The sequence below is a fragment of the Desulfovibrio faecalis genome (assembly GCF_053570625.1).
Genome location: NZ_JBRBQR010000001.1, coordinates 2,205,052 through 2,216,852 on the forward strand (window position 1 = coordinate 2,205,052; position 11,801 = coordinate 2,216,852).

5 protein-coding genes are annotated in these 11,801 nt (G+C 59.5%); 3 read left to right on the plus strand and 2 right to left on the minus strand.

Going from position 1 to position 11,801, the window contains the following annotated elements:
- Nucleotides 1-7 precede the first annotated feature (7 nt).
- The 3 genes from ACUZ79_RS09825 (at nucleotide 8) to ACUZ79_RS09835 (ending at nucleotide 7,600) form a co-directional block, all read left to right on the plus strand.
- Nucleotides 8-3,319 (plus strand): UvrD-helicase domain-containing protein, encoded by a 3,312-nt coding sequence (locus tag ACUZ79_RS09825; RefSeq protein ID WP_449251470.1) that lies wholly within the window; start codon nucleotides 8-10, stop codon nucleotides 3,317-3,319.
- Nucleotides 3,316-6,303 (plus strand): PD-(D/E)XK nuclease family protein, encoded by a 2,988-nt coding sequence (locus ACUZ79_RS09830; protein WP_449251471.1) that lies wholly within the window; start codon nucleotides 3,316-3,318, stop codon nucleotides 6,301-6,303. The genes ACUZ79_RS09825 and ACUZ79_RS09830 overlap by 4 nt, the downstream gene beginning before the upstream one ends.
- Before the next feature lie 142 nt (nucleotides 6,304-6,445).
- Nucleotides 6,446-7,600, plus strand: a complete 1,155-nt coding sequence (locus tag ACUZ79_RS09835; protein WP_449251472.1) for an NAD(P)H-dependent flavin oxidoreductase — start codon at nucleotides 6,446-6,448, stop codon at nucleotides 7,598-7,600.
- 113 nt (nucleotides 7,601-7,713) lie between these two features.
- Here the strand turns inward: ACUZ79_RS09835 and ACUZ79_RS09840 are convergent, their stop codons facing one another.
- Entirely contained in the window at nucleotides 7,714-8,088 is a 375-nt protein-coding gene (locus ACUZ79_RS09840; RefSeq protein ID WP_449251473.1) for a pyrimidine dimer DNA glycosylase/endonuclease V, read from the minus strand.
- 110 nt (nucleotides 8,089-8,198) lie between these two features.
- Entirely contained in the window at nucleotides 8,199-11,774 is a 3,576-nt protein-coding gene (locus tag ACUZ79_RS09845; RefSeq protein WP_240824313.1) for a PEP/pyruvate-binding domain-containing protein, read from the minus strand.
- Between the last annotated feature and the right edge of the window lie 27 nt (nucleotides 11,775-11,801).

Here is an 11,801-nt window from a genome sequence, read left to right on the forward strand (position 1 = left end):
CGGCAGCATGAAGCATCTCAGACAGGTCAAGGCCTCTGCCGGTTCCGGCAAGACCTATGAATTGACGCATTGTTTTCTGCAAAGGCTGGTGCAGAGCGGGCCGCCCGCAAGCGCTTCCGCTTCCTCGGCTTGCGCGCTTTTTCCGGGGGGCCGCTGCGGCTGGGGCGACATCCTCGCCATTACCTTTACCAACGCTGCTGCTACCGAAATGCGCGACCGCGTTATCCGGCAGCTCAAGAGCGCGGCCCTTGGGCAGCCCATGGGCGGGCTTGCGCTATCACCCGAGCAGGCCTCCCGCTGGGTGGATGTGATCATGCGCGATATGGGCGCGCTGAACATCCGCACCATCGACAGCCTGCTGCACCTCATTGTGCGCGCTGCGGCGCTGGAACTTGATCTGCACCCGGATTTTCAGCCCGTCTTTGCCACGGAAGAAGTGCTCACCCCTTACCTTGATGTATTGCTTGAACGCGCATGGCAAGGCGATGAAACCATGCGTTCCCTGCTGCGCGAGGTCTATCGGGCCATGGCCTGGCGGGAGAACAGCACGGGCTTTCTTGCGGGCGAAAAGCTGCTCAACCAGTTGCGCGGCCTGCTGGATGACGTGCTGCTCGGGCGCTTTGAAGATATTTCGTCCACAGAAAACCTGCACAAGCGGCTGAGCGAAGTAGAAAGCATGGCCGTTACCCATGCCAATATTTTTCTGGCTGCTGCGGCTGCAAGCGGACACCATTTCAGCAAAAACGCCCTCGCGGCTGTGGAAGCCATTGCCGCCGGTCAGTGCAAAACTTCGGCGTATCTGAGCAAGGACAGCGCGTCTGATCTGTTTTTGAAAAAGCCCGTAGTCAGCGACGAAGTGCAAAAAACCTACGAGGCCTTTGCCCGCGCCGCCGGGGTTCTGGTGGAAACAGCTCCCCTACTGCGTCAGGCTGTGGGGCTTGCCCCCGTGCTCTTGCTGGCCCGTACCCTTGTGCAGGCCTTTGTGCAAAACCAGCGGCAGGAAGGCAGCCTGCCGGGTCTGCTGATTCCGCACATGGCGCGGCAGGTGCTTGAAAGCGACAACGGCGTGCCCGAGGCCCTGTGCCGCATGGGCTCGCGCCTCACGCATTTTCTGGTGGATGAATTTCAGGACACCAGCAATGAGCAGTGGTACGCCCTGCGCCCCCTTGTGGAAGAAGCCCTCTCGCGCGGTGGTTCCCTCACCTGGGTGGGCGACGTCAAGCAGTCCATTTACGGCTGGCGTGGGGGCGAGCCGGAACTTTTTGACGGCGTGTTTGACGATGCGGGCCTCACTGCCCTTGCGCCCGATGGCCAGCGCGACAATCTGCCCTACAACTGGCGCAGCCGCCGCGAAATCGTGCAGCATAACAACGGCATCTTCGGCCCGCTTGCGCAGCCAGACATGGCCGCAAAGGTCATGGCCGCACTTTTGCCATCGGGCACCCCGCCGGAAATCTGCGGACAGGCCGCTCAGGGCCTTGTACGCGCCTTTGCGGGCACTGAGCAGCAATGCCCAGGAAATGCCCGCGAGGGCGGCCTTGTGCGCGTGGAAACCATCCTTTCCGTGGATGCCGAGGCTCTGGGCGAAGATGTGCTTGAACGCCTCTGCACCCTGCTCCGTGAAGATATTGAGCCGCACCATCCCTGGGCCGATGTGCTCATTCTGGTGCGCAGCAACGGCAAGGCCACCCTTGTGGCCGACAGGCTCATCCGCGAAAATATCCCTGTAATTACAGAAAACAGCCTGCGGCTTGCCGCGCATCCTCTGGTGGTGCAGTCCGTGGCCCTGCTCTCCTTTCTTGATAATCCAGAGGACGACATTGCTTTTATGAGTCTTGTGTGCGGCAGCATATTCAGGGAGCATCCCGAAGCTGCGGCCCTTGCGCACGAGGACATTGCTGGCTGGTGCGCCGCATCCAAGGGCGGGCCGCTGTTCCAGCGGTTCAAAAGACGCTGGCCCGAAATCTGGCAGCGGCTGCTTGCCCCGTTCCACAGTCAGTCCGGCCTCATGACGCCCTATGACATGACGCTCGAATGGTTTGCCCGGCTGGATGTGGAGCGGCGCTACCCCGAGGCGGAGACCTTTTTGCGCCGCTTTATGGAAGTGCTGCACAGCGCGGAAGAAAAGGGCCTTGCCACCCTGCCCACATTTCTGGAGCACTGGCGCGCCAAGAGCGGCGAAGAAAAGGTGCCCATGCCCGAAAACATGGATGCCGTGCGCGTCATGACCATCCATAAATCCAAGGGCCTGGAAGCCCCGGTGGTCATTGTGCCGTGGACAGACCTGCGCGCCCGCATGGGCAATGAAACCGTGATGGTCGAGCGTGATGGTCTGCGCCTTGCCGTGGGCAACAGAAAGCATCTGGGCGCACCCTATCATCAGGAGCTTGCCCGCCAGTGCCGGGAGAACGTCCACCTGCTCTACGTGGCCTTTACCCGTGCGCGCGATGCGCTCTATGTTTTGCGTACCAGCACTGTGGGCGGGCGGGGTTCTACCAGTGATGTGCTGGACATGCTCATGGGAGAGGCCGGGTTCACCGCACCTTACACCGTGGGCGAGGAGCCAGCCGCGCACGATGCCGCCCCGGCTGCAACTGCCGCGAAAGCTTCTGCCTCGGCCCCTTGGGGCCGCAAGGTAGAGACTGCGGAAAGCCCGGAAGGAGAGGAAATAGCTACTTCTGCGGATGGTGCTCATGGCAATGATTCTGCGGATTCCGCTGGTTTTGCCAACCCCGCATGGCGGCCCATGCAATGGTTGCCGCGCCTCAAGATTTTTCGTAATCCGCTGGCAGGATTCAGTTTTCGCGCTGAAGACAGGGGCAGCTTTCTGCATCTGTGCCTTGAACATCTGCACATAACGGGCAATCCGCAGGCAGACGCCCAGTCGGCGCTGAACTTCGGCCTTGGGCATTTTTCATTGCCAGTGCCGGACGAGGCCGCGTTGCGGGAAAATGCCGCTGCGGCGTTGCAATGGTTTGCCTCGCAACCGCAGGCGGCGCGCTGGCTGCAGACGGGCTGGCCCGAACATTCGCTCATGGATGCCGAAGGGCGCTTGCTGCGCATGGATTTGCTGGTGCATGAGCCATGGGGGCCGCTGGTGCTTGATTATAAAAGCGGTCAGCCCGAAGCCGACCATGTGGCGCAGCTACAGACCTACCTTGCCTGTCTGGAAGCCGGGAACGACTGCGCCCCCGGCAGTGCGCGCGGCCTGCTGGTGTACCTTGATTTACGGCGGTTTCAGCTTGTGGAAGCGCACGGCGTTTCGGCCCTTGCCGAGCGTTGCAGCGATCTTTTGCCCGCCACGGAGGCTCAGGCATGAGCGCATCGCCGATTCTTGTTTTTCCCTGGCAGCGGCCCTTTCTGCCCGACCTCAAAGCCTTTCTGACCCGCATCGGCAAGGGGCGGGCAGGTGCAACCCTGCTGATCGTGCCCCACAACCGGCCCTGGCGTTACCTCACCAAGCTCTATGCGGAAGAAGGCTATCAGGGCTTGCTGCCCAAGGTCATGACTCTGGCGGATGTTATCTCGGCCTGGCGCTCGCAAACCAGCGCAGATCCTCTGCACACGGCCAACGTGCTGGACAGGGTCGCCCTGCTGCACGAGTGCGTAATGGGTCTCGCGCAGGATGACGAAGGCCTTGCCGCACGTTTTGCCCGCATGGACATGGCGCACTTTCTGCCCTGGGGCTTGCGGCTTTCAAACCTGCTGGAAGAAATGCTGGGCCAGCGTGTGGCTGCTGTGGATCTCAGCCATGTGGAGCAGGAGGTTTCCGGCCCTGCGGCTGCCCTGCTGGGCGCTCTGGGCCGCATAGGCAAGGCCTATGCGGCCGCGCTGGAGGCCCGCCGCTGGACAACGCCGGGATTGGACGCCTTTACCGTCAGCGAAGACGTACTTGCCCTGCCTCGTTTTTTTACGCCCGCAGATGACCGCCCCGTTGTGATGGCCGGATTTTCGCTGCTCACCGGCAGTGAGGAAGCCCTGCTGCACAGGCTGTGGCAGGCAGGCGGGCAGATATGCCTGCATGCAGACCCGGCGCTGGCTCTGGGTACCGCGCCGCACTGGGCATGTGACGCGCAGGCTGCGTGGCTGCGCCGCTGGAAGGCCACTGCTCGCCTTGCCGTGGAGCCCACGGACGCCGAGGCCGCACATAAGCCGCGCATATCGTTTTTTGCCGGGTACGATTGCCATTCGCAGCTTAAAGCTTTGCATGAAGAACTGGCGGCGCCGAGCGACAGCAAGGGCGGCAGCAATGATTTAGGCGCGCCTGACGGGCTTTCCACGGCGGTTGTGCTCACGGACAGCGCCCTGCTCATGCCAGTGCTGCACCATCTGCCCAACAAGGACGTCAACGTTTCCATGGGCTACCCATTGGAGCGCTCGCCCCTTAACCGCCTGCTTGAGGCTCTGCTGCAATTGCAGGAAAACAGGACGGAAGATGGCCGCTATTACTGGCGCAATCTGCTTCAGTGTCTGCGGCATCCTTACCTGAACCTGCTGCGCGTGGATGACGGCAGCGCAACGCCCCTTTATTTGCGCGAGGTCTTGCGCCGCATTGAGGGCATGATTCGCGGCGGGGCGCGGTTTGTGGATATGAACGAGGTTGCGCGGGAGTGCGCCCCGGGCATGCATCCTGCGCTTTTTGAGCTTTTTGAAGCCACGCTCAATGTGCTGGTGCGTCAGCCGGGGCAGGTGGACACCACCGAGGGCATGGCCCTGTGCCTGCAAAACATCTGCGATTTTCTGCTGCGCAACGGCGGCGACATGTGGCGGCATTTTCCGCTGGATGCGGAGGCCATGTACCGCCTTGCCCGCCACGCGGCCCCTGTGTTGCGGCAAAACTGCCTTGCGCAGACGCCCTTTCCCACCAGCGTCTTGCACGGCATAGTGCGCGAGGTGCTGCAACAGGAGCGAGTACCGTTTGAGGCGGAGCCGCTCACGGGCTTGCAGGTGCTCGGCATGCTTGAAACGCGCCTGCTGCACTTTGACAGGGTACTTATTGTGGATGCCACGGACGACAAACTGCCAGGCAACCCTGCGCAGGATCCTCTGCTGCCCGATTCGCTGCGGCAGGTGCTTGGCCTGCCGGATGCCCGCAGGCGTGAGCGCGCCACTGCCCACACGCTGTATCGGCTCTGCGCCGGAGCGCAGGAGGTGCGCTTTTTCTGGCAGGAGGGCATCAGCCGTTCTGCGCTTTTTGACGGCAAAAAAAGCCGCAGCCGCTTTGTGGAGCAACTGCTGTGGGAAGAAGAACAGCGCCGTGGCGAGCTGCTTGTACCCGGTCAGGGGCCGCTGGACATGGCCCGTTGCGTGGTGCGCAGCACCCCTGCCGCGCCCAAAAGCCTGCCCCGCACAGAGGCCTTGCACGAGGCCATGCTGGCCCTGCTTCAAAAACCGCTTTCGCCCACAAGGCTGGATGTTTACCAGCAATGCCCTCTGCGTTTTGCCTGGCAATACCTCTGCAGGCTGCAACCGCCGCAGGAGGTCAACGAAGGCGACGACCCCGCAGCCGTGGGCACCTGCATTCACGATACGCTGCACGCACTGTATGAACCGTATCTCAATAAAGAGGTGCGCCGGGGCGATATAAGCCGCGAGACCATGCTTGCGCGGTTTCATGAGGAGCTTGAAAAGGCCGACCTGCGCCGCATCTTACCGCCGGACAGCTGCCTCATGCTGGAAGAAGCCGCCCCTGTGCGTTTGCAGCGTTTTCTGGACAATCAGCCCGACAGCACCATTATTGTGGCGCTGGAGGAAGAACTCAAGGCCACGCTGTCGCTGGCTGGCGGCGAATATTCTTTCAGGGGCATAATGGACCGCATTGACCGGCGGGATGACCTGCTGCACATCCTTGACTACAAGACCGGCAGCCTTAAATTACATGATGGGAGCTTGTGGGGCGACATTCTTTATTTCAGGCGTATTGAGAACCTTTTTGAGGCCCTGCGCCAGACGCAGGCGGGAGGCCAATATGAGCCGGACACTCAGATGCTTGAAGATATGGATACCCTCTTTGAAGAGCTGCGGCCCCGGCTGCCGAGCCTGCAATTGCCCTGCTATGTGAGCATGGCTGAGGGCAGCGGCCTTGGCCCGGTTGGAGACGCTGCGCTGGTTGAACTGCGCAATGCTGGCAGGGAGTATCCGCTTTTTGGTGGGCTGGTGGATGAAGACCTGGCGGAAGCCATTGGGTACTGCCACGCGGCGCTTTCTCTTGTATTGCTGCACATGCGACATGCGCCGTGCTTTACGGCGCGTCCAGACCGCCATTGCGACTGGTGCCCCTATGCGTCACTGTGTGCGGAATAACGGCCCGGAATACATATATTAAAGATGATTGTTGCGTCTTGTGAAATTACCAGCTATGCTTCCCGGCAAACATAGGTATGTCGTTTGAAATCGAAACGATGCAAAGTGGCATGCTGCTTACGGACAGGACGGAGGTCTTGCAATGTCTTTTCCCGCACTCAAGATAGGTGATCTCACGGCTAAAATCCCTGTAGTTCAGGGTGGCATGGGCGTGGGCATTTCGCTTTCCGGGCTGGCGTCGGCTGTTGCCAATCAGGGTGGTATCGGCGTCATCGCCGGGGCCATGATCGGCATGAAAGAACCCGATGTGGCCAAAGATCCTCTTACAGCCAATCTGCGCGCCCTGCGCAATGAAATATTGAAAGCACGCGAACTCAGCAACGGCATCATCGGCGTCAACCTGATGGTGGCGCTTACCACATTCAGCCAGATGGTGCGCACCGCCGTTGAAAACAAGGTGGACATCATTTTTTCTGGCGCTGGCCTTCCCCTCGACATGCCGCATCACCTGTTGCAGGTGTGCGAGGAAAAGAAGGAAGAATTCAAGACAAAGCTGGTTCCCATTGTTTCCTCGGCCCGAGCTGCCACGGTAATCGCCAAAAAATGGGCCTCGCGCTTTAGTTATACGCCTGACGCCTTTGTGGTTGAAGGCCCCAAGGCCGGCGGCCATCTCGGCTTCAAGGCTGAAGAGTTGCAGGACCCCGGCCACTCGCTTGAAGTCCTGGTGCCGCAGGTGGTGGATGCCGCCAAGGCCATGGAAGACAAGTGCGGCCGCGCCGTGCCTGTTATTGCCGCTGGCGGCGTGTACTCCGGCGCGGACATCATGAAGTTCCTCGATCTTGGCGCTTCCGGCGTGCAGATGGGCACCCGCTTTGTGGCTACCCACGAATGCGATGCCGATGACCGCTTCAAGCAGAGCTACCTTTCCGCGCGCGATGAAGACATCACCATTATCAAAAGCCCGGTGGGCATGCCTGGTCGCGCACTTGGCAATGAATTCATCACGGCCTCGCGCGAGGGCAAGAAAAAGCCTTTCAAGTGCGTGTTCCACTGTGTACACACCTGCGAACAGGAAAAAACGCCCTACTGCATCGCCCAGGCGCTCATCAACGCCATGAAGGGCAATCTTGAACGCGGCTTTGCCTTTTGCGGCGCCAATGTTGCCCGCGTGAACAAGATCATCTCGGTGCATGAACTCATGGACAGCCTGCAAAAGGAATTTGACGATGCCATGAGCACCCTGAGCAAGAGCGTGCAGAACATGCAGAGCAAGCTCAACTTCAGCATCAAGAGCTAACGCTCTACCCTGCCTGAAAATGCAAAGCCGGGTCTGGATTTCCAGGCCCGGCTTTTTCGTGCGTCATAGTCAAATATTATGTTGATGCTGCGTGCGTTATTTTCGCATTAACGTCAGTTTGAATTTGCAGCGTTTGACTGTGCTGTGGCGCTCACTTGCATCAACTGGGCGCAGTCTGGGCACCTGCGCTGTAATTCAGCAGTATTGGCGACAATGTCTAGGGAGCTGCTGCCAGTATAACGGGCAGCCAAGGAAGCACATTCATTCGCATCGATGGGCGATGTGTGTTTGAATCCACGCTGGGCCATCTCTGTTACAAGTTCCTCATGCCGCGCAAAAAGTTGCTGCGGGTCAACCAATCCACCGAAAAGAAAGCCATCTATATTTTTGCCACGCCGCATGCTGCCAAGGAGCATATGCAGTTCCACATGTTCGCCCAACAAATGTTTGCGGCACAACCCCTTAGGGGGCAACATCCACATGCGCATACGAGTTTCCTACAAACAGAAAAAGTTTTCGCAGATAGACCGCCGTATACGAAAAGGCCCGAATCCTGAGATTCGGGCCTTGTGTATCAGCTTGCAGTGACTGGCTTGCGCTAGTCGTTGACCGTGCGGGAGTATTCCAGAGCCTTGGCCTGCTCCTCGAAGTTCTGGAAGCCGGAGTGATGCAGGGCATCCTCAACCGTTTCGTCCCAGTTCCAGGTGGCGTAGATCACGGGCTTGTGGAAGGTGGAACGGAAGCTCTGCAACTCGGCCCGGTAGAAGGCTTCCTTGGGCGTGTCGAGGTGATCGCGGAACTGTTCGTGCCGACGCTGCAACTCGCCCTCGTACCATTCCTGAATATCCTGCGGTTCCTTGTACTTCTTGAGGATATGACCGTAGCCGGTCTTTTCCATCAGGTCGGCAAGGCGCTTGTGGTGTTGGGCGGCAAGCCATTTGCCAAGGTCGGCGGCAGAATGGTTTTCCCCTTCCACAGAGGCGATATCAAACACGGTCTGGTAGTAGGTATCCGGCACCACAGAGGCAGAGGTGATGCCCGCGATGGCAACCAGGCCGCGCAGGATGATACTGTTGGACACGCCCTGACCGCAGAAGCCCACCTTCTTGGCGTACTTCTGGCCGGTGAAGATGCTGACAAGGATGGCCCAGACAACAGCCGGATCTTCCTCGTCATAGATGTGGGACAGGCGCGAATTGTCGCGGTCTGTCGCCAGCACCATCTGGGTCATGTCGTTGGAGCCGATGGAGAAGCCGTCAAACTCAGTGATGAACTGCTTGGCAAGAATGGCGTTGGAAGGCAGCTCGGACATGAGAATGATCTTCAGGCCGTCCTGGCCGCTCTTGAGCTTGTGAACCTGCTCAAGGTAGCTGCGCATGGAGCGGGCTTCTTCCAATGTACGCACAAAGGGCAGCATCATGCGCAGGTTGGAGCCGCCGTATACGCCGCGTGCCAGCTTGAAGGCTTCAATTTCCCAGTCATGGATATTGCGCGAAACGCCGCGATAGCCAAGCATGGGGTTGTCTTCGTTATGTTCAAAGAGGCTGCCGCCCAGCAGGTTGCGGTATTCGTTGCTCTTGAAGTCTGTAGTGCGGTACGTGATGGGCTTGCCGTAGAAGGCCATGGCAAAGAGGGCCAGATTCTGGGCCAGGGTCTGAACGTAGTGCTCCTTGCCGGTACGGAATCCGCGAGCCTTGATGATGCCGCGAATTTTGTCCGTCAGGTTGCGCAGGTCGTCCATTTCCTTTTTCAGGCCGGAACGCAGGCTCACTTCTTCACGCAGATGGTTGATGTTGTCCATCAGCTTGGTGACTGCGGGCATATCCTTGATCCGGCGCACATGTTCTTCAACAGTGGCTTCGATTTCAGCAACGCGCTTGGCAGATTCGGGGTCAGCCGGATTCAGCAGGGCCAGAGCGTCATCGTAACCCATGATGATGCGCACATGGTCGGCCAGATCATTGGAGGTCTTGAGCACTTCAATACGGCGCGAGGCCATTTCGAGGTGCTGGTCAACCTTGTGATCCAGCTCGCGCATTTTGCGGTGCTGCATCAGCACTTCTTCCGCATTCAGGCTCTTGCTCGCTTCGGCAAAGGCTTCCACCTCTGCGGCAAGGCCGGTCACTTCGCCCACGTATTCGCGCAGGTTGAAGTTGAATACAATCAGCCCGGCTGCCATCTGCTCGCGCAGCACCTTGGAAAGGCGGTTTTCAAGCTCTTTCAGCTTGCTGTGCACCACATTTTCAAGCTCGCCGTTGTCAAAGGCTTCCAATGCCTGCGGATGGATGCTGATGTTGCCAAGCATGAATTCCGCGCGCAACAGGCCCACTTCAAACTGGGGGAAGTTGCGCAGACGGGAGAGGAACAGCGCCTGCCCCACGTCGGCCAGCACAAGGCCGACCTTGGTCTTGGTAGGGGGCAGTTTGGAGAGATCCATTTCGCCGCCCACAAGGTGCAGGGGCAAAAGGCCTCGGTAGACCTTGCCGCGTGTGCCGTCAACGGTCACTTCCGCGCCGTCAAGCGCGCGCAGGATGTCGAGACGCTGGATGCCGATAACAGCGGCAATGCCAAGCTCGCGCGAGGTAATGGCCGCGTGGCTCGTGTCGCCGCCCACATCGGCCATGATGGCCGAGGCCACGCGCATGCCCGGCACCATGTCCGGGTCGGTGCGTTCGGCTGCAAGCACATCGCCCTTGGCGATCTTGTTCAGTTCAAGGGCGGAGCGCAAAAAGCGCACCGTGCCCTGACCTGCACCGCGTGAAGCGCCGTTGCCTTCCACCAGCACTTCGGCTTCGGCGGCGGCTTTGGCGTCCACCTCGCGGCGGCGCATGAAGATGGTATGGGGGTGCAGCTCAAGATCATCGTTCCAGCGGGTTTCGGGCCGCGCCTGGACGAACCAGAGCTTGTCGTTGGCGTCAATGCAGAATTCCGTGTCCATGATGATGCCGCCGTAAGCCTTGCTGACGGCGCGCACGCCCTGGGCAACGCGTTCGGCCTGGCTGAGCGAAAGCGCCCAGCGCAGAGCCTCAAGCTCGGACACTTCCACTTCGCGGGTACCGCCGCGTTCATCATAGACGATCTTCATGTCTTTGCAGCCCATCTGACGGATGACTACTTCGCCACCGTCGTCGCGCTGGAAGACATAAAGTTTGTCAGGCGTCACCTTGCCGCCCACCACAGCCTCGCCGAGGCCGTAACTGGCGTCGATGCTGACCAGTTCGCGGCGGTCGGTGCCCCGGCAGCCCGTGGCGGTATCAGCCGAAAAGGCCGTACCGGAAATCACGGGATTGATCATCTGCATCATGCAGACAGAAAGCGAGGTGTGCTCAATGGCCCACTCAAGCTTGGCGTTTTCAGCAATGCTCTCGTCGCCGGTTTCTTCGGCCTTGGCAAGAGCGTCAAGGATGGCCTCGCGGCGGTAGGTCATGGAACGCAGATTGTAGGCAGAGGAGCAGTCCCAATGGTAGGCTTCCACTACTTTGTCTTCACCCACCATGTTCAGGTAGGTATCCTGCAGACCGGCAAAGGCCTTTTTGCGCGAGTCTTCGCCCGCAGCAGAAGAACGCACGGCCACGGGGGTCATGTCGTCTTCGTTTTCGCGGCAGATGTCGCGGTATGCGCCGCGCACGGCTTCCGCAACATCGTGTGGCACTTCAACAGACAAAATGGCCGCCTGCACCATGACCGAGCGCTTGCGCAACTGGTCAATGCCCTCGGGGGAGGTGGCAAACCCTTCGACTATATTATTGATAAAGGTGCGCAGCTTGGTATTGGTCTGCTCGCCTTCCGCCAGCGCGGCCTGATGAATCTGCTTGCCGAGCTGGCGCACGAACTTCTGCAAGAAGTCCGGATCCTGGTTGATTTCGGGGTCGTTCCAGTCAATGCGCCCGTATTCACGGTCCACCACGCTACGTACCACACGCCCATTAACCTTTGTTTCATCAAGCAGATGATGAAAGGCAATGGATGAGATGGCGCGAAAATGGGGCGCCTGAATGCCCTGGATCTGACTGATCAGGGCAGTGTTGTAGTTCTTACCACCAACAAGCAACTCCGCTTCGGGACCAATCTGCACAATTTCGGCGCCATCAAGCACCAGTTTTTTCTGAACTGCCTCGGGCGCGGCGCCCTTGGGTTTGTTCTGCGCAGGTTTGGCGGCGGGAATCTTAGCCATGTCTTCCTCCGGTTTGGGAAACAGAAG

Bases quoted from the DNA above. Each gene is read 5' to 3' on its own strand.
- ACUZ79_RS09825 (WP_449251470.1), top strand. From the start codon at position 8: ATGAAGCATCTCAGACAGGTCAAGGCCTCTGCCGGTTCCGGCAAGACC.
- ACUZ79_RS09830 (WP_449251471.1), top strand. From the start codon at position 3,316: ATGAGCGCATCGCCGATTCTTGTTTTTCCCTGGCAGCGGCCCTTTCTG.
- ACUZ79_RS09835 (WP_449251472.1), top strand. From the start codon at position 6,446: ATGTCTTTTCCCGCACTCAAGATAGGTGATCTCACGGCTAAAATCCCT.
- ACUZ79_RS09840 (WP_449251473.1), bottom strand. From the start codon at position 8,088: ATGCGCATGTGGATGTTGCCCCCTAAGGGGTTGTGCCGCAAACATTTG.
- ACUZ79_RS09845 (WP_240824313.1), bottom strand. From the start codon at position 11,774: ATGGCTAAGATTCCCGCCGCCAAACCTGCGCAGAACAAACCCAAGGGC.